Genomic DNA, 20,125 nt, shown 5'->3' on the forward strand with positions numbered 1-20,125 from the left:
TAATCAATTAAAAATTACCCTGGAACCATTCTTTCATTCGTGACCAAATTCCCTTGGTATTATCATTCAATGCTGGCACATTATATCCTCCTTCATATTGCTGTTGGAAGCCATGAAGCAGCAAGCCAACACCGGTAGCAAAAGAGGGATTTTCAGTAGCCTCTGCCAGACCAGATACATGATGCGCACATCCTTTGCGAACTGGCATTTCAAAATTTAATTCCGCAAGTTCAATTGCGCCCCTGACATTAGAAGCGCCACCAGTCAGGACAATACCAGCAGCCATTCTGTCTTCAAATCCGCTTCGTTTTAGCTCATTGCGAACCAAAGAAAACAACTCTTCATATCGGGCAGAAACGACATCAGCCAGCGCCTTGGCTGATATTTTTCTTCCTGGCCGTTCATTGACGCTTGCAACTTCCAGCATTTGATTGGAGTTTGCCAGTTCAGGTAAAGCACAGGCGTGGGTCAATTTAATTGCTTCCGCTGCCTTGGTTGGTGTTCGTAAAGCCATCGCTATATCATTTGTCACCTGATCTCCTGCGATGGGAATTACTGAAGTATGCTGAATTGCCCCTTCACAGAATATGGCAATGTCAGTAGTACCACCACCAATATCAATCAGGCAAACACCTAAATCTTTTTCATCTTCAGTCAGTACCGCATGACTGGATGCCAGTTGCTCCAAAATGATGTCATTGACTTCCAATCCACACCGACGGACGCACTTGACTATATTCTGAGCGGCACTGACTGATCCGGTAACTATATGCACCCGGGATTCCAGCCTGACTCCAGCCATGCCTATAGGCTCACGGATACTACCCTGATGATCAATGATGAATTCCTGAGGCAATATGTGAAGAATTTTTTGATCGGCAGGGATGGCCACGGCCTTGGCTGCATCAATCACTCGTTCCACATCAGCCTGAGACACTTCCTGATCCCGAATAGCAACAATCCCATGGGAGTTCAAACTACGGATATGACTTCCGGCTATCCCTGCATAAACGGTTCTGACTTCACAGCCCGCCATTAACTCGGCTTCCTGCACTGCGCGTTGTATGGAATTAACTGTGGCTTCTATGTCAACGACGACTCCACGTTTTAAACCGCGAGAAGGATGGCGGCCAATTCCAATTATTTCAATCGCTCCATCAGAGGTCACTTCACCAATTAAGGCAATTATTTTTGAAGTGCCAATATCCAATCCAGTGATAATATTTTTTTCTATTTTTTTAGCCATTATCGTCCCGTTTGTTGTTTCCACTGCACTGCCATTCCACGTGGATAACGTAAATCCACGCTCGCCAACTGATCTGCTTTTTCAGCAAACACTGCAGGATATGCTTTACAAAAACGCAGCAATCGCGCTTCTAACTCTTTCTTTCCTAAGTATATTTTTACGCCATTACCCAGTATTAACACCCAGGCCTGATTGTCTCTTAAGCTCAATCCAGAAGCATTTAAACCATACGATGATAATATCTTACTCAATTTTTCATAAACTTGTAAGACGTCTAATTGTTGACCGATGGGACCTTTCAATTTTGGGATGCTTAAATCAGCAGGAACATCACCCTCATTAAATAATTTGCCATCCTCGGTCATCAAGGCATTGTCCCAAATGGCAACAGGATTCTTTTCTACCAACTTGATTTTAATTGTATCAGGCCAGACTCGTTCCACATAAGCACTTTCAATCCAGTTTATTGCATTCAGTTCATTTTGTAACTGGCTCACTGGTAAAGCAAAAAAACTGGCACTCAAATGTTGTGCCAATATGGACTCCAATTCCTTATGACTGACATGCTCATAACTGGCTGCAACTTTAATTGTAGTTATCGGAAAACGTTCCGCATCCGCAAGGTATAAATAACCCAAACGCCCTGCCAGCAGCAAGGCACTTACAATTAATAACCCCAACAGACTGGCATAGCGCAGCCCATCGGAATCAACATCCTTTTTCTTGATGTTCTCTTTCACAAGTAATTAGTCACTAAATGTTGTCGACAGTGTTGATGTGTCATTGCAATTTGAATCAGTTCATCAAGTAACTCAGGGTAAGTCAAACCGCTAGCCTGCCACAGTTTGGGATACATGCTGATTGAGGTGAAACCGGGTAATGTATTGATTTCATTAAAGTATATTTCTTCTGTTTTATCATTTACAAAAAAATCAACTCGCGCCATTCCTTTGCATTTTAATCGTGAAAAAATATCAGCAGCAGCTTGTTTTAAACGCTCACTCAGTTTCTCATTTAACAGCGCTGGAATGATTAAATCAGTCTGAGTACTTTCCAGATATTTCGCGGTATATGAATAAAAACCATCTGGATGATTCACCCGGATTTCCCCCGCCACACTGACTCGAGGCTTGGCAGAAGGTTTATTATTTTCTAATACAGCCAATTCAATTTCTCGACCCTGAATGAATTGTTCAACCAGGATTTCTTCATCGTAACGTAAGGCATCATCTACAGCAGCAACCAACTCGGCCATATTTCTTGCTTTATGAATACCAACACTGGATCCTAAGGAACAAGGCTTTACAAATAAGGGCCAACCCAATTCAGCAGAAACATCATTACAAAACTGCTGTCTTTCAGCCGGAGTAGTATGCCAGGATAATAATTGATACTGGGCAGAATGAAGACCATCAATGCATGCGACTCTTCGTGCCATATCCTTATCCATACCAATGGCTGAAGGCAATACATCACAACCCACATAGGCTACTCCAGCCAGCTCAAGCAAGCCTTGCAAGCAGCCATCTTCATATAACGGACCATGTACTACAGGAAAAACGACATCGGCTTCAACGGCAAGGCGGCCATTGCTTACCAAACTGTCTAATGGTTTCGAAGACTCGGTTGCTACAGGGAGTTTTTCTTTATAATTCAGCAAATCGGCGTAAGCGTGCAAATGAAACTGCCCATTTTTATCCATTGCTATCGGAATAATATGGTACTTTTCAGAATCCAGATGCCTGAGAACTGAAGACGCTGAAGTGAGCGAAACTTCATGCTCGCCTGATTTCCCGCCATAAAGCAAAACAAGGTTGATAAGCTTAGACATTAACAGTCTCCAATAATATGTACTTTGTGCATCAACTCTATAGTTGTTTGCTCTTTAACTTTAGTTTGCACCAAATGAATCACGGCTTCAATATCTGCAGCAAGAACACAATCCTGTTCCATTGCGTGCATGTTAATTTTCACCCTTTTTCATTAGATTTACTGCCATTTGGCCAATATTTCCAGCTCCCTGCATCAAAATAACATCACCATCTTTAACCAGCTCGTCCAGTTTTTCTTTCAAAGATTGTTCATTAACCAGAGTTACTCTTCTGTCTTTACCCCTGATTCCTTGGGCCAACCCTTCACTGGTAACTCCTGGAATTGCCTTCTCGCCTGCAGCATAGATATCAAACAGGAACAGTTCATCAGAAAGGCTTAAAACATCGATAAATTGATTGTATAAAGATTGTGTCCTGCTATATCGATGCGGTTGAAATACATGCACCAGGCGTCTATCCGGCCAAACACGTCGGAATGCATCGATCGTTGATAAAATTTCTTGTGGATGATGTCCGTAGTCGTCAACGACTATAGCAGAACCGTGTTCAAACTGTCGTTCACCCAGCATTTGAAACCGTCGTCCAACTCCCTGAAATTTTTTAAGGCCGCGAATAATGGACTCATCATCAACCCCCAGCTCTGTTGCAATTGCAATTGCTGCCAAGGCATTCAAGACATTATGACGCCCAGGGTATCGGAACTCAATCGCTAATTGCGAATGAGGAGCTGGCCTAATTACGGTGAACTGGCTGAGCATTTCATTTTGTGTCCAATTTACAGCGCGGTAATGAGCTTCCTCTTTAAATCCGTAGGTTAAGGTAGGTCTTTGGATTGCTGGAAGAATTTTTTGAATTTCGTCATCTTCTATGCACACCACAGCCAGACCATAAAAAGGCAAGTGATGTAAAAATTCCAGGAACGTAGTTCTTAATTTATCAAAATCATCCTGATAGGTATCCATATGATCAGCATCGATGTTGGTAACCACTGCCATCATCGGTTTTAAAAACAAAAATGAAGCATCGCTTTCATCCGCCTCAACCACAAAATAGGCCGATTTGCCTAATTGAGCATTGCTGCCGCAGCTATTTAGTTTTCCACCAATAACAAAACTAGGATCGAGTCCACCTTCGGCAAGCAAGCTACTCACCAGACTGGTGGTCGTCGTTTTACCGTGAGTTCCAGCAATAGCGATTCCATGCCTGAATCGCATTAACTCAGCCAGCATTGCGGCCCTTGGGATCACCGGAATCATTAATTCACGTGCGGCAATAATCTCCGGATTATTCATATCAACAGCCGAAGAACGCACTACTACATCAGCACCTTGAATATTCTCAACACGATGACCAATATGAACCTGTATACCCAACGATTTTAATCGCTGTACCGTGCTGCTCTCACCAATATCAGAACCTGTAATACGGTAACCTTGATTATGCAACACTTCCGCGATACCGCACATGCCAACGCCACCGATACCAACAAAATGAATTTGTTCTACATGCCCCATCCTTGTAGATAAAAATGGTCCTGAATTATTCACAATTCCCCCTTATGCCGTTTGCGTTCTCAATCCAAGAGACTGCCAACGATTTTCATGGTCTATTCGCAATAACAATGCGACAACCACACAATTAATCACTATACTGGCACCACCGTAACTAAGTAATGGCAGAGTTAGCCCTTTTGTAGGCAACAAACCCACATTAACCCCCATATTGATTGCAGCCTGCAAGGCTAACCAAAAAGTCAGACCATATGCCGTAAATGAAGCAAAGAGACGATCTTGAACATGGGCTGTATATGCGATATTAAGTCCCCTAAATACAAGTATACTATACAACAGCATTACAACTAAAATTCCAAACAACCCTAACTCTTCAGCAAGTACAGCGAATAAAAAATCGGTATGTGCTTCGGGTAAGTACATTAGTTTCTGGATACTTTCACCAAGACCTGAGCCAAACCAGCCCCCACGTCCAAATGCGATCAAAGACTGCGTGAGTTGATATCCGCTGTTATACTGATCAGCCCAGGGATCCAGAAAGGCAGTTAACCTGGCGACACGATAAGGTGAAGAAATGGCAAGAAGCGCGAGAGCGCCAATAACCACAATCATTAAACCTATATAGTACCTTAATCTCACTCCTGCGAGGAACAGCATGGCCATAACGGTACCAGAAATAACAACAGTAGCTCCAAAATCAGGTTCAAGCAGCAATAAGAAGGAAACAACACCCAAGATCATCATGGGCTTAATAAATCCGAAGATACTGCTACTCACCGCTTCTTGCTGCCGTACCAAGTACCCTGCCAAATAAAAAATCATGGTTAATTTTGCCATTTCTGACACTTGAATGCCTATGGGTCCAAAAGCAAGCCATCGCCTGCTACCGTTCACAGATCGGCCAATTCCCGGGACCAACACAACAAGCAACATCACCAAACAGATAATCAGCATGGGCATGCTTATTTTTTCCCAAAAACTGCTGTCAGTACGCACTACAATCAAGGCCAGCATCAAACCAAAAAATAAATAACAGGCCTGTCGAATTAAAAAATGAAACGGTTGGTGAAAGTATTTAGTAGAGATCATCACCGAACTGGATGCGACCATCATCAAACCAATAATCACCAGGCCAAAAACAGCTCCAATCAACCACTTGTCATAAAGTGATATCGGTTTACTGACTGGCTTCCCTCTTTGATTTAAATGTCTTGGTCGCATGCTGCTTACAATCCATTTACGGAGGATGCAAAGACATCCCCCCTATGATTGAAATCGCGAAACATATCCAGACTTGCACAGGCAGGTGATAACAAAACGACATCGCCCGGTTTTGCACATGTCTTCGCCAGTACCACGGCATTATCAAGTGAAGACGCACGAACTACAGGCACGACATGAGCCAGAGCGGCCTCCATTTTGTCAGCATCTTCTCCTATAAGTACAATGGAACGAACAAAATCGGCAATCGGCTTTGTCAAATCGTTAAAATCAGCACCTTTCCCTTGCCCTCCAGCGATAAGAACAATTTTCCCTTGCATAGCACCCCCTATTCCATTGATAGCAGAGATCGTGGCACCTACATTTGTTCCTTTTGAATCATTTATCCACTCGACACCATCCAGAGACCTTACCCATTGGCAACGATGAGGTAATCCTGAGAATGTTTTCAATACCTGCACGATATGGTGTTCTGATATTCCAGCAGCCTCAGCCAAAGCGCACGCAGCAAGCGCATTAAGCCAATTATGCACTCCTTTGATCAATAGGGAGTCTACAGAAAAAAGACATTCACTACCTTTTGCCAGATACATGCTCCCTTCTCTGGAGACGATTCCCCAATTGCCCGGGGCAGGAACATCACTGCCAAAAGAGACCTGCTGAGCCCCTGTGTTCATAGCATCACTCGGAATGGTCGCCGCGTCTTCACGGTTCACAATGACGACCTTAGCCTGGTGATAAATTCGTTGTTTGGCCTGCGTATAGGCTTCCATTGTATGATGTCTGTCTAAATGATCCGGAGTTACGTTCAGAATAGTCGCGGCTATCGGTGATAAAGAATGAGTCAAATCCAGTTGAAAACTGGATAATTCCAGAACCCATAAATCATACTGATGATCATCATCCAACATATCCAGTACTGGTGTTCCAATATTACCTGCGACAGCAACACTGAATCCAGCGGCTTTCGCCATTTCGCCCACTAAAGTGGTTACTGTAGATTTGCCATTCGTTCCTGTAATCGCTACAACAGGTGCATTAATCTCTTTGGCCAGACACTCAATATCACCATAGACGGCAACGCCTGACTGAATCGCCTGTTTAATAAAAGGCGTATCAAGAGACAAACCAGGACTGGTGATAATATCCGTTAACAGGCTTAATTGTTCTTCGGGTATCGACTTCAGATAAACAGGAATATGAGGAAATTCCGCTTTAAACTCCGCCAGTCCAGGAGCCTCTATCCGGGTATCAAATGCGATAAAGGGTTTATTTTTTCTATGCAGGTACCTTGCTATAGATAATCCTGTTTTGCCTAAGCCTGCGACTAAATATAAGGAATGATTCATGAATGCACCTAGCCTATCGTAGTTTTAATGTAGCCAAACCGCATAACACAAATACAACAGTAATAATCCAGAATCTGACTATGACTTTAGGCTCCGACCACCCTTTTAATTCAAAGTGATGGTGTAACGGTGCCATGCGAAACAATCGTTTTCCATGAGATATTTTAAAATAGCCCACTTGTAATATAACCGAGATTGTTTCAATGACAAATAACCCACCCATTATTAATAACACAAGTTCCTGTCTTACGACTACAGCCACTATGCCCAATGCAGCGCCTAAAGCAAGAGAACCGACATCCCCCATAAAGACCTGTGCTGGGTAACTGTTATACCAAAGAAATCCTAAACCTGCGCCAACAATAGACGAGCAAAATATAGTTAACTCACCTGTATTGGGTACAAACGGAATAGCCAAATAATTGGAATACACCGAATTACTGGAAGCGTATGCGAAAACACCAAGAGCACCAGCAACCATAACTATGGGCATAATTGCCAATCCATCTAATCCATCCGTTAAATTGACAGCATTGCTACTACCTACAATAACAAAATAAGCAAGGAATGGAAATAAAATACCCAGATCCCAAGTCACGGTTTTAAAAAATGGCAGAATTAACTGGGTGTTCACAGGCAAAGTGGCATTCATGTATAAATACACAACTGCAATCACAGCAATAACTGATTGCCAAAAATATTTCCATCGTCCTGGAAGACCTTTACTGTTTTTTAATACCAACTTGCGATAATCATCAACCCAACCAACAATACCATTGCTCAAAGTAACCAACAGTACCAACCACAAACTGGATTGCTTTAAATCACACCAAAGGAGACAACTAACCGTAACAGCCACTAATATTAATACGCCCCCCATGGTAGGCGTGCCGGCTTTGGATAAATGCGATTGAGGGCCATCATTACGAACCATTTGGCCAATTTGCAATCCCCGCAACCAGTTAATCATTAAGGGACCACACAACAAACCGACCATTAATGCGGTTAAAGAAGCCAGGATGGATCTGAAAGTCAGGTATTGAAAAACTCTTAACGCATGATACTGTCCCTGAAATAGCTGCGTTAGCCAATAGAGCATAATTTTTCCTCATGTTAATCATTAGGGCGGTGCTTTATTTAAACTACTGTAAAACACAAACCCCTAGTGGGGCAAAAAGCGACAAAGCATATCACATTCAAATCGAATCAATTAAGCAGTTTATGCACAATTTTTTCCATCGCGCTAGAGCGTGATCCTTTTACCAATACAGTTGTATTATCTGAAAGCTCATCGAGTAAATTTTGAACCAACTCTTCCTGGCTTGAAAAATGGTGTCCTTGGGCGCCAAATGCTTGAGAGGCTAACAGGCTATGGGTTCCACAACTTAACAGTTGATCAATTCCCAATTGTTTCGCAGCCAATCCAACTTCCTGATGGTGTTGCGTCGCCCACTCACCTAACTCACCCATGTCTCCGAATACAAATATTCTTTTTCCAGGCCGCAATGCCAATACTTCCAAAGCAGTTAGCACAGAGCGCAAATTGGCGTTATACGTATCATCTATAATTGTTGACTTGTTTTTTCCAGGTAAAGTGGTCATTCGCCCTTTTACCCCGCCGAACTGGTTTAAACCATTTTGAATGTCCTGAATTGAAATACCAACGGCATAACAACACGTTGCTGCAGCCAAAGCATTCCTGACATTATGCAATCCAGGTACCTGTAATTCAATATCAGCTCTGGCATTCGGCAACACTAAAGAAAAATGGCCTCGGCCATGAGTATCCAATCGAACATCCTGAGCATAAATATCTGCTGGGTGTGTCGCTGAAAATCTTAATACTCGTTTATCCCCTATCAAACTATCCCAAAAATGAGAATAAGCATCATCATCATTAATCACAACAGTGCCATGAGCGGATAAACCCTGATGTATCTCTCCTTTTGCTCGTGCAACACCATCTATTGAGCCAAATCCTTCAACATGAGCTGGAGCAATATTATTAATCAAGGTTACATCAGGATGAACAATTCCCACGGTATGAGCAATTTCTCCCAGGTGATTTGCTCCCAACTCAAAGACAGCATAGCGATGTTGCTGATTGAGCTGCAATACACTTAAAGGAGCGCCAAGATGATTGTTTAAATTACCTTTAGTTGCATGTGAAGGAGAGGGTAAAATTGCTGCTATCATTTCTTTAACGGTAGTTTTTCCATTTGAGCCAGTTAATGCAATGACAGGACAATGAATTTTTTGGCGATGCGCTTCTGCAATTTTAGCCAAAGCCAAAACAGGATCGTCTACGACAAACTGAGGGATGTTCACCCCCTGAATAGCCTGGTTAACGACCACAGCAACAGCGCCCTTTGCTTCAACCTCCTTGATGAAATCATGCCCATCAAAGTGTTCTCCTTTAATGGCGACAAACAGATTTCCAGGATTAATAATCCGGCTGTCAATACAAACACCAGTAACTTCGGCATTTATCGAACAGGTTTGGGAAAGCAATGATGCAATAGTATTTAGATTCATGGTCTCAACACAAGGCTAAAAGTCTAGTGTACTAACACTCGCGCTTAGAGTTCAAGATGAATCGTAATTTGAAATTTTAAGAAGGCAATTTTCAACAATAATTTACAGATTAACTACGGCTGTCCCATTAAAAATATGACGTCTTTCCGAGCGTAGCGAGGAATCTCCTGCAAGGTTGCACGATCCCATTAAAATGCGGCCATTAAAATCATATCAAGAGTTGAGTCTCCCGAGCCAGCCTTTTTCTGCAGGCGCCTAATGCTCATATCCTTAAATTTCTTTTTGGTATTTTGTAACCTGTTCAAAATAATATGCCGAACCATCGCCCTATTTTCAGGAGCATGATCTTGGCGTACGCGAGAATCCTCTTCACGTAATGTAACGTCCAATGATAATTAATGCATTAATTCAGATTGTGCCAATTTGCAGGAGATTCCTCGCTGCGCTCGGAAAGACGTCACATTTTTAATGGGACAGCCGTGACAGATTAACCAGAGTCTGTTGACAATTGAGATTTCGACGTCCCGCGGCGTGTTCGCTAGATCCAATTCAATCTTTATAAACGCACTATGTTCCTGGTTTGCGCGAGATTCCTCGATTCCGCGAACAAGTCGCGGAAAGTAGGCTTGAAAAGAATGAGGCGTCAACAACTCAGGCTGTTGCACATTCCCTTTCGACGTGTTCTATATTCAATAATCGATAATAACGGACAATCCGCTGTTCAGTCAGTGGTTTGCGTTGATCATCAAGCAAATGAGCATCCAGACCTTCGCTCAATTGTCGTGCTGTGTCTAACATTATTGCAAAGCGCTCTGAATCTATGCTTGGATTTTTAGAGGTTTGCATGAAAAGGCATAACCCACGCACACTAAATGCGCCTATATTCTGCAAATCAAACACCCCTGTAGCAGTAGCTGCAGCCAAACTGCAAATGACTGGCCCCTGACCATTGACGCTTTGATGACGATGAAATAAATGTCCTTCACCAAAACGCAATCCCGCTGCGAGCACAGTTTGTAATAACTCATAACCTGCAAATTGTCGGTTTTCTTTAGCCAGTAAAAACATCATTATGGTTGCGGGTGTATCTGCAGTAGACACCTCTGCCTTTTGTTCCCTAGTGATCTCCTCCTGAGGGATCAATTGAGGCTGAGCAGGTCTGGATGCAGTACTTGTTAGTATCTGCGACTCAGACTCTTCATCGTTCACAAAATCAAGCGAACCGTCTCTATTTATTTTTCGCACCGCAATAATATCATCATTATAGGGTTGTGCATCATAAGGACTATTCGTTACAGGCCCTAATGACGGCTGATACTGTTCTGGACTTAAGCTTTGCTTTCTCGCTTTCATTAAGCGACCGATGGCCACTATAACGCCAATCAACAACAGGACATTAAGAATTAAGCTCCAATTTGCCTGCATAATTTACTCCATAGTCAAAGCGTTTTTCACGTCTACCGCAACCAAACGCGACACTCCAGGCTCACGCATAGTTACCCCAATTAAATGATCTGCCAATTCCATAGTTACCTTATTATGTGTAATAAACAAGAATTGTACGAATTGTGACATCTCTTTCACTAAATCGCAAAATCGCCCCACATTAACGTCATCTAATGGTGCATCCACTTCATCTAACATACAAAATGGTGAAGGATTCAGCTGAAATATTGCAAACACTAATGCAACAGCAGTCATCGCTTTCTCTCCACCGGATAACAAATGGATCGTACTGTTTCGTTTTCCGGGGGGTTGAGCCATTACGACAATGCCCGCTTCCAACAGATTATCACAAGTTAATTCAAGCTGCGCCCTTCCTCCTCCAAATAATCGAGGAAAAAGAGCCTTAAAAGAAGTATTCACTTCATCAAAAGTATTTTCAAGACGTAAACGGGTTTCTTTATCCATTTTTTCAATGGCCGTTTCCAAAGTGACCAAAGCTTCACTTAAATCATCATGCTGTTCATCCAGATAGAGTTTTCTCTGCTGTTCCGTGGCAAATTCCTCAATTGCAGCCAGGTTAATAGCCCCAAGTCGTTTGATGCGTTCAGTAATAGCGATCAATTCATCTTCACGCATACTTTGCGTCGTTCCTGGCGGTATGTGCTCCAAAAGAAGCTGGGCCTGCAAACCAAGCTCATCAAGTGACTCCTGAACCGAGCTCGCACGTACCGATAAAGCCTGTTCATCCATACGGGTTTGCCCAATAACATCCTGTATCCGTTTGACCTCCAGATCATGATTTTGTGTCGATTTCTCCAGCGCATCCAATTCCATTCTGATTTGAGCCACTCGCTCACGACTTAAAGTTAATTGCGACTCAACCTCACCATGCTTCATTAATTGCTCAGCTAATTGCTCTTGCAATTCGGCATCGGGCTCAGCAGATTGCAAACACAACATAGCTAAATGCTCTAATCGTTCCTGCAATACATCCAGGCGTTCCTGCTCTCTGTTAATGCGATCAGTAACCTGCTGTATTTTGGTAATTTCTCTATCGTATTCCAATTCGGTTTGATGCAACATGTTGCGCAATTCATCAACGTGCTTCTTCTGCTCTGTCACTGAATCCAGCCAGGCTTGTTTTTCTTCAATAACCTGAAGCTGTTGTTGTTCCGCGCTTTGATATTGATTTTCCAAATAAATTAATTGTTCATTAAGTCCTAATTGCTCTGTTGCCAAATCTTCAACCAATACCAATAACTCGTCAACTTCCTCAGCTATATTGGTCATCAGCCGTTGAGCATGTTGTATCGCCTGTTCATTTCCGTCTAATGCCGAGATATTTAATCTTAAAGCTTCATTGCTGGCTTTAAGATTCAACTGATACACCTCAAGATAATTTAAACTTTGTTGCAACTGGGCATGACACTGATCGCGAAGCAACCTGATGGATTCAATCTTTTGCTGCAATTCATCAACAATGACTGCCAGTTCAGCAATTCTTTGCTGTCGGGCGAGCAGTCCCATTTCATCCTGCTCACCAGGATTGACCAGTTTGACCCAACCCTTCCCTAACCAAAATCCGTTAACGGTTACTACAGATTCATGTTCCAGCAGCTCTGGCAACAAATTCCGCGCTTCCTCCAAATGTTCTACAGTATAAATTGAATACAGATTATTGAGTGAAGCGGGAACCATACCTTTAACTTTATCAGACAATCGGGAATGAGGATTTTGCTTAGCCGACACGGTATTCAGGGTTACGATACTTTCCCCCAAACGGGCACAATCAGACCACTGGGGCCATAATTCGTCAAAATCATCTAAAACATAAGCGTGCAGGTCCTCTCCCAGCACCATTTCACAAACCGATTGCCACTGCGGTTCAACTTGAAGAATATCCATTAATCTGGATTTGTCTGTCCAGGCCTTAATGCCTTCCTTATTTGTCCTGTTGGCTTGTCTTGCTGCTTTTTGAGTGGCAATTAAAGCAGCATGCTCACTATTTAAACGATGAAATTCATCCTGTAGCTGATGCAATTGCTGTTCTGTTTCCTGCAAATGGATACGATGCTGATTGATTTGTTCGTTACCCAATCTTAATTGTTCTTCATCAAACAATTGCGTTTCTTTCAATTTTATTTGCTTGTGTTCCAAATCACGTTTGCATTCCTGCAAATTCTCAAGGGAAATAGAGCTTCGTTCCGACTCCAGCTTTTCCAAGCGAAGCTGGGTTTGCTGACGCCTTTGTTCCAAATGTTGTAAATTGAGCTGGGTTACCTTTAATTCACTTTTTATTGTATTGGTATTGTTTTGAACTTCTTGCCAGCGATGTTCCCATTGCTTTTGTTGCTGTTGAGCATCCTGCAGCTCCAGATCCTTCTCTTTAAATTCACTCTTTAACTGCTCTAAATCAATCTGAAGATTCTGAGCACTTTGCTGGCAATTGAGTAATTCTTCTTTATCTCTTTTTAATTGGCCTTCAGCAATCTGCCAATCCTCCTGCATTTGTTGCCTGTCCTGCTCAAGACGCTTTTTATCTCGCTCTTTCTGCTGTAGGGTTTCTTCGAGGCGTGCTATTTCAGTACCTAAATGGTAAAAGGTTTCCTGAATCTGTTGGGACTGCTCGTTGGCATCGTGTAATTGTTCATTTAACAGGGTGCGTTCTTTATTCGATCCGGTTAATAGACTTTGTTGTTCCTCGTAACGAACCGCCCAATCATGAAGTTCACGCTGTTTGATTAATTGTTGTTCTGTGAATTCCTGCCATCTGAGCGCCAGTATTTCAGCCCGGCACAATTGTTCCTCTTCCTTCAGTACAGTGTAGCGTTCCGCTGCTTTGGCCTGACGCTCCAAACGTTGTAATTGCTTATCCAGTTCTTCTCTGATATCGGCAACTCGCGTCAAATTCTCACGCGTGTGTTCAATACGCTGTAAGGTTTCGCGTCGTCGTTCCTTATATTTTGATACACCTGCTGCCTCTTCAAGAAACGCCCTTAATTCTTCAGGTTTTGCTTCAATCAAACGAGAAATGGTTCCCTGACCAATAATCGAATATCCCTTTGCGCCAGCTCCGGTGCCCAAAAAAATATCGGTGATATCCTTTCTTCGGCATTTGCTGCCATTTAAATAATAAGACGAATCACCATCACGGGTCACAATCCGCTTTACAGCAATCTCGCCATAACTGGCAAACGGCCCCGTTAATCGCCCCAAACTGTTATCAAAAATCAACTCAACGGAGGCCTGGCCTACAGATTTACGATTTGTAGATCCATTGAAGATCACATCGATCATGGATTCACCACGTAAATTTTTTGCCGAGCTCTCTCCCATGACCCATCGTACCGCATCGATAATATTTGATTTGCCGCAGCCATTTGGCCCAACTACGGCTACAAGTTGACTAGGAAAATGAACAACCGTGGGATCTACGAACGATTTAAAACCAGCTAACTTTAGTTGTTTCAAATGCATGGCGATTGCAAAAATAATAAATTATTGACCATTATAACCGAGGTTAGAAGGTATGACTATTTGAGAGCTTGTGGAATTTCAATAATTGCAGCAACGAAAGACAAGATGAGCAATTGACAAACAGTATTATCATTATATAATGCGTCATTCTGCTAATTTATGGATGGACAATGAAACATCAGTTCAATGTGTTACCCAGAATAATATTAACCCTATGTCTAACCCTGTTGTATTCAACACCTATATTTTCAGAACCGCCAAACCTCAGCCTGGTCAGAAAAGATGTAGTCAATTACCATGACTCTGGACTTTATTACAAAGATTTGGAAAATAAAATAAAACAAGCACAACAATACATTGTTGAACAGGTGAAACTTCACAAAAACAATAAATCATCCAATAAACTGGCGTTGGTGCTTGATATAGATGAAACCAGTCTGTCCAATTACGATAAAATGGTCACTCGTGATTTTGTTGGGACCAAAGAAGAGATACATCAAGAAATTATGGCTGCAAATGCCAAGGTCATCAAACCAATGTTAGCTCTATACAATACTGCGTTAAAACAGGGCATAAAAGTATTTTTTGTTACGGGCCGACATGAATCAGAGCGTAATGCCACACAAATTAATCTGACTAAAGCCGGTTATAAACATTGGGCAGGCCTTTATCTACGCCCCAAAAACTACTCACACTCTTCGATTATACCGTTTAAATCGAAAGCACGAGAAGATATAACCAAACAAGGGTATACAATCATTGCTACTATTGGTGATCAATACAGTGATATTCGTGGTGGCTATGCAAAAAAAGGATTTAAATTACCCAATCCGTTTTACTACCTGCCCTAACCCAATAATCAAAGATCCCTCGCCTTGGCGAGGGACCTGTCATTCTAAAGTACTACTCTCTAAGCGTTTTTAGCTTTTAAACGTACAGCCATTACTTCCATAGCCAGGAACTTGACGTAATCGTAAGTAACATAATAATCGCCTTGATCTCCAGCTAGTTTTGACCAGGAGTTACGTAGAGTAAACACACCGCGATTCACATGACCCTCGTTATCGGTTACTTCAAGATCATCATCATATCCAGTGATAACCAATTCGTGACCTGCATAAATGTTTCCATTCATGGCATCTGTCACAATTTCAGGAGTTAACATCCAGGTGTCATTATAAGCACGGTTAGTTCCAACAGCCCCGGCATCACCCACATAAACATCCAACAACATACCAACAGTCAGGCGATTACCTTTAGCCAGTTCTTCTTTAATTTGGAACACAATGTCATTCATATCTCTTTTAGCAGAAAATGACTCTTCATCCTGTAAAAGAGCTTCCCAACTAATGAGATTGGATACTGGAATACTATGAGCCAAAAATTCACTATCAGACATTGGCTTGCCTTCATTGGTTTCTTCTTGTAATGGATACTCTTTAACACCGGCACAGCCGTTTAATTTTTGATGGTTTTTGCTGATGATGCCGTAATCAGAAATTTGTTGTAGAACCCATGATCCATAAGAACCATTCCATCCACTGGCTTGAGCCTTGTCATGAATGGCTAAATAACTTCCTAATTCCAGGCTGCATAATTGGCTGATGTAATCACCTGCACCCAAAGTAGCATCCAGCGCGGCAGTGACGGCAAAAGTAACACAACTTCCATGGTAGCCCTGATCCAATACTGGAGTTAATTGCATTCCTACATTAACTTTTCTTGGTAATTCAGAAGCAAAAGATGCAGAGGGTACAGCATTTTTGGGATATTGTGACAATTGATCATGTAAATAGGATTTTGCATTCGCTGACAGTTCGTATTTTGGCAGTTTGAATTTCAGAGTTTTAGTAACACCGCTAAGATTTTTAGGGGTGATATTCACATCAACTTCACCCTTTAGACTCACCTGGCTGGCAAAGGCCAGTGAAGTAGATAACGACAAAACAGCTAAATTAATCAATTTATTCATAAATAATATCCCTATAGTTAATTCTCTAGCATCATATCAAGAGCAAAACTAAATGCAACCAATAATAAGAATGCAATTTTCGCAATATAATAGAGTTTTCAGGCTATTCATTCATGAACAATCAAACACCCAACAGAGCACGAGCAAGTTTGTTTGTGTTCGGATATAATGACAGTCCGTACTACATTTAGGGTGTAATAAAATGCGTCATTTTCTTTCATATTTCTTAATTGCATTACTGTCTTTCGGACTGGTCATTAATGAGGCGTCAGCAAAACGCTTTGGCGGCGGAAGAAGTTTTGGTGTACAACGGTCACAAAGCAGCCTTTTTTCATCCCATAAACCACAAAATACGGCTTCAATAGGACAAAAAGCCAATAAAAGCAAATGGGGAGGTATGTTAGGTGGACTTTTAGTTGGGGGACTTTTAGCCAGCCTGTTCATGGGGCATGGTCTTGCGAATGGACTGATGACCTGGTTAATACTCGGTTCAGTGATCTTTTTTGCAATCAGTTTTTTACGCAGAAGAATGCAGCCAGGGTTACAATCGTCTCAATCCAATGCATTCAGGCAGAGTTCGTTTAATCATTTTACTCAACCTAATTCAGACAGCAGTAGTAACAGCTCTCATTTCACCTCAAATTCTGTCGACTTTGTTTCTGAAAGCTTTTTACGTAATGCCAAAGTTAATTTTATTCGCCTACAGGCTGCGTATGATGCAAAAAACCTTCAAGATATTCAATCCTTCACTACTCCTGAAGTGTTCGCTGAAATAAAAATGCAACTTGAAGAGCGCGGTGACGAACCTAATAAAACAGAAGTCATTAATCTCAATGCTGAACTACTTGATGTCTCAAAACAAACGCTGTCTACAATTGCCAGCGTTCGGTTTACAGGATCAATCAAAGAAAATGATGAAGCAATCGCGCCACTTGATGAAATCTGGCATTTTTATCAATTCACAAACAGTAAAGAATGGGTTGTTGGTGGAATCCAGCAAGAAGTATATCAACCTTAATCAGATTGAATACTGCTGCTTGTTTCATGAATAGAGCACTGCCCTGGGCAGTGCTCGCCGACCAGATAATTAACTCGGTTTATGGCTTTGCTTTATCAATCAACGCCTCAATTTCATCCAGTTTTTTAGAGGAATCGGTTGGATGCACATAAAAGAAGGAGCGATTAAGAGCCAGGTTAATCCCCCCTTTGACAATCAATCCCAAGCCCACAGAGATAATTCCAATAGCCAGATTAATCAAAAATTCAGACCACCCTCTGTGTTTATCCAAAATTTTACGCGCATCAATTATTTGGCGATCACAGTTCTTTTTAAAAGTTCTGTACGTTTCTATTGTGGGATGACTGAAATATTCATCTCCATCTGTTTTTAACGCGTGATGCAGGTTTAGTACTGCACCATAAGCTTCATTCAAAGCATGAAAAACGCCCTGCTGCTGAAGTGGATTGATTCTGTCCCGACGACATTTTAAATTCACGCCTTTATTGAAAAGCAGTTGAAGATGCTGATTAAATCTTTTCTCTTGTGGTGATTGTTCTCGAATCGGGGTAGTATTTCCTTTTCGTACGCCTTTAGCTTCAATAGAATGCTCTGGGACAGAGTGTCTTGACAAAAAATGCTCTTCAACCTGTTTTTGGCTACCCTGGTGCTCAAGCATACGTTCATCTCGTTGCCGCATTGTCTCACTGAGCGTCATCGGTTGAGATGGGTTGGGATTTAGAAAGTCAATACCATTGCCAGATAGTTGAATGGTCTCATTGGGCTTAAATACGTTAATTACTGGATGTAACTCAGGGTGATGTACCTTGGCTGTAATAACATGTACATCTTTTGCAGCCATCCCTGTCCCTTCATCAAAGGTGATTTTATTATCAACAATCGCATTTAAACCAAAACGATTAAAGAGCTGATCAGTGGCCAAAATTGTCGTACTGACTCCCCGCTTCGCAAACTCACGTACTAATCTATAAGCAAAACTGCTACCCTTTCCTTGACGGTTAAAAGCACCGTAGCAAATACACAATAAAATAGTAACGCTATTACCCATTTTTAGACCAGACTCCATGGCGGAACTAGCAATTTCATGAGGGCTGCGATTTATTTTTGGATTAATCGAGATGATGTCTTCCTGCGATTGTAAACTAATATAGTTTCCACTCACTCCATGACCTGCTTGATTCCCATGACCAGTAATAACGATTAACCCATTATCACCAATATGATTTTTTAATATCTTATTTGCTGCTTCACGATTATCCTTTGATCGTAAAACCAGAAATGGAGACCTAAGCGCAACAGCCATTGCAAATCCAGTATGCCCATCACCTGAATACTGTAAACCAGGCTTACTTTCCGCATAACTCTGTACTTGTTCAGCTGTTAGTGCGATTTTTTCGTTATCAAGACTTTGGATGCTCATTACCGCAACTGTTCTGACCTGATTCTGTTGATTTAAACGTTTGAACTGTTGCCAAATCAACCTTTCAGGTGCTCGGATTATCTTGTGAAGAGGATCCCAGACAAGTTCAAAATAATCCTTTAGCGAACAGGCTTCTGTAATCGTTGTTTTAAAATAGTTGCATAATTTAAATTCGTCCTCATCTGATTTGGGAGGTAAAACTAAAGAATGTTTGAAACTCTGTCTGTCTTCGCTGGGTATATCAAAGACAAAATATCCATTAATGCTCGAGTTGCGAACAATAAATGGTACCGAAGAATTATTTTTTAAAAATTCTACCGCCCGTTCACGATTCATTTCGTATTGAAAAACAGATGAAGGTATATTCAGATTTAATTTATCGAGTTCACTTTCCAATCGTTTTCTAGCCACTTCATCAGGCATTACAACAACCTCTGAACAGGTGCAAATCAACCCTTAATTGCAAAAAATTTAAACAACGTATAAAACCGAAGAACTAAAGCATTTAAGATTTGTACGAAGCATCGTTTAGATTGCAATAAAATGATCCACGATTTAAAAGCAATCAATGGATCATTTTTTCAGGTGACCATAGGAGATATTATCTACGGGAACTAACAATATTTAACATCAATGATCTCATAATCCACCATTCCCCCTGGAGTATTCACAGTCACTGTGTCATCCAACTCTTTACCGATCAAAGCACGACCAATTGGGGAACTGTAGGATATTTTATTTAATTTGATATCGGCCTCATCTTCGCCAACTATTTGGTACGTTAATTCAGCATCGGTTGCCAGATGGCATATGGTCACTGTTGCCCCAAATACAACTTTCCCATTGTTGGGTAATTTGCTGATATCAATAATCTGCGCATGCGATAATTTAGCTTCAAGATCCTGAATTCGTCCCTCATTAAAACTTTGCTGTTCGCGAGCCGCATGATATTCCGCATTTTCTTTCAAATCACCATGAGCCCTGGCAGTTGCAATAGCCTCAACGATACGAGGACGATCGACGAATTTTAAACGTTGTAATTCTTCTTTAAGTGCTTCAGCACCTTGTACTGTCATAGGATGTTTACTCATATCCACC

General features: G+C 41.7%; 15 protein-coding genes and 1 pseudogene. 2 read left to right on the plus strand and 14 right to left on the minus strand.

Annotated elements, in window-relative coordinates:
* Positions 1–7: 7 nt before the first annotated feature.
* The 11 genes and pseudogenes from ftsA to smc form a co-directional block, all read right to left on the minus strand.
* Positions 8–1,246: a cell division protein FtsA gene (gene ftsA / locus ELY21_RS02550; protein WP_028383181.1), complete on the minus strand. Its 1,239-nt coding sequence runs from the start codon at positions 1,244–1,246 to the stop codon at positions 8–10.
* Positions 1,246–1,986, minus strand: coding sequence for a cell division protein FtsQ/DivIB (locus ELY21_RS02555; RefSeq protein WP_199741616.1), 741 nt, complete (start codon positions 1,984–1,986; stop codon positions 1,246–1,248). The genes ftsA and ELY21_RS02555 overlap by 1 nt, the downstream gene beginning before the upstream one ends.
* Complete coding sequence (locus ELY21_RS02560) at positions 1,983–3,077, minus strand: D-alanine--D-alanine ligase family protein (protein WP_127106605.1); 1,095 nt, start codon at positions 3,075–3,077, stop codon at positions 1,983–1,985. The genes ELY21_RS02555 and ELY21_RS02560 overlap by 4 nt, the downstream gene beginning before the upstream one ends.
* Positions 3,077–3,178, minus strand: a pseudogene (locus tag ELY21_RS02565) (UDP-N-acetylenolpyruvoylglucosamine reductase); the annotation flags it as partial. The gene ELY21_RS02560 and the pseudogene ELY21_RS02565, both read right to left, overlap by 1 nt.
* A 31-nt stretch (positions 3,179–3,209) precedes the next feature.
* Positions 3,210–4,625 carry a UDP-N-acetylmuramate--L-alanine ligase gene (murC, locus tag ELY21_RS02570; protein ID WP_127106607.1) on the minus strand — a complete coding sequence of 472 codons (1,416 nt, stop codon included), beginning with the start codon at positions 4,623–4,625 and terminating at the stop codon, positions 3,210–3,212.
* 9 nt (positions 4,626–4,634) lie between these two features.
* Positions 4,635–5,810, minus strand: coding sequence for a putative lipid II flippase FtsW (gene ftsW / locus ELY21_RS02575; protein ID WP_028383177.1), 1,176 nt, complete (start codon positions 5,808–5,810; stop codon positions 4,635–4,637).
* Positions 5,811–5,815: 5 nt separating this feature from the next.
* Positions 5,816–7,159: a UDP-N-acetylmuramoyl-L-alanine--D-glutamate ligase gene (gene murD / locus ELY21_RS02580; RefSeq protein ID WP_127106609.1), complete on the minus strand. Its 1,344-nt coding sequence runs from the start codon at positions 7,157–7,159 to the stop codon at positions 5,816–5,818.
* Between the two features lie 13 nt (positions 7,160–7,172).
* Complete coding sequence (mraY, locus tag ELY21_RS02585) at positions 7,173–8,258, minus strand: phospho-N-acetylmuramoyl-pentapeptide-transferase (RefSeq protein WP_127106611.1); 1,086 nt, start codon at positions 8,256–8,258, stop codon at positions 7,173–7,175.
* A 107-nt stretch (positions 8,259–8,365) separates the two neighbouring features.
* A complete protein-coding gene (gene murF / locus ELY21_RS02590; RefSeq protein WP_127106613.1) occupies positions 8,366–9,694 on the minus strand; it encodes a UDP-N-acetylmuramoyl-tripeptide--D-alanyl-D-alanine ligase in 1,329 nt (442 codons plus the stop codon).
* A gap of 651 nt (positions 9,695–10,345) precedes the next feature.
* Complete coding sequence (gene zipA / locus ELY21_RS02600) at positions 10,346–11,119, minus strand: cell division protein ZipA (protein ID WP_199741617.1); 774 nt, start codon at positions 11,117–11,119, stop codon at positions 10,346–10,348.
* 3 nt (positions 11,120–11,122) lie between these two features.
* Positions 11,123–14,617, minus strand: coding sequence for a chromosome segregation protein SMC (gene smc / locus ELY21_RS02605; RefSeq protein ID WP_127106619.1), 3,495 nt, complete (start codon positions 14,615–14,617; stop codon positions 11,123–11,125).
* A gap of 170 nt (positions 14,618–14,787) precedes the next feature.
* On the opposite strand from smc, the gene ELY21_RS02610 reads away from it, so the two are divergent.
* A complete protein-coding gene (locus tag ELY21_RS02610) occupies positions 14,788–15,468 on the plus strand; it encodes an HAD family acid phosphatase (RefSeq protein WP_127106621.1) in 681 nt (226 codons plus the stop codon).
* 59 nt (positions 15,469–15,527) lie between these two features.
* Here the strand turns inward: ELY21_RS02610 and ELY21_RS02615 are convergent, their stop codons facing one another.
* Positions 15,528–16,589 (minus strand): C1 family peptidase, encoded by a 1,062-nt coding sequence (locus ELY21_RS02615; RefSeq protein ID WP_127106623.1) that lies wholly within the window; start codon positions 16,587–16,589, stop codon positions 15,528–15,530.
* 202 nt (positions 16,590–16,791) lie between these two features.
* On the opposite strand from ELY21_RS02615, the gene ELY21_RS02620 reads away from it, so the two are divergent.
* Positions 16,792–17,607 (plus strand): Tim44 domain-containing protein, encoded by an 816-nt coding sequence (locus ELY21_RS02620; RefSeq protein ID WP_127106625.1) that lies wholly within the window; start codon positions 16,792–16,794, stop codon positions 17,605–17,607.
* Positions 17,608–17,686: 79 nt separating this feature from the next.
* Here ELY21_RS02620 and ELY21_RS02625 read toward each other — a convergent pair whose 3' ends face one another.
* The gene (locus ELY21_RS02625; RefSeq protein ID WP_127106627.1) at positions 17,687–19,450 is read right to left on the minus strand and encodes a hypothetical protein; all 1,764 of its coding nucleotides are present in this window, start codon (positions 19,448–19,450) and stop codon (positions 17,687–17,689) included.
* Between the two features lie 191 nt (positions 19,451–19,641).
* A complete protein-coding gene (gene greA, locus ELY21_RS02630) occupies positions 19,642–20,118 on the minus strand; it encodes a transcription elongation factor GreA (RefSeq protein WP_028383167.1) in 477 nt (158 codons plus the stop codon).
* Positions 20,119–20,125: the final 7 nt, after the last annotated feature.

This window comes from Legionella sp. km535, assembly GCF_003990085.1.
Taxonomy (GTDB): domain Bacteria; phylum Pseudomonadota; class Gammaproteobacteria; order Legionellales; family Legionellaceae; genus Legionella; species Legionella moravica.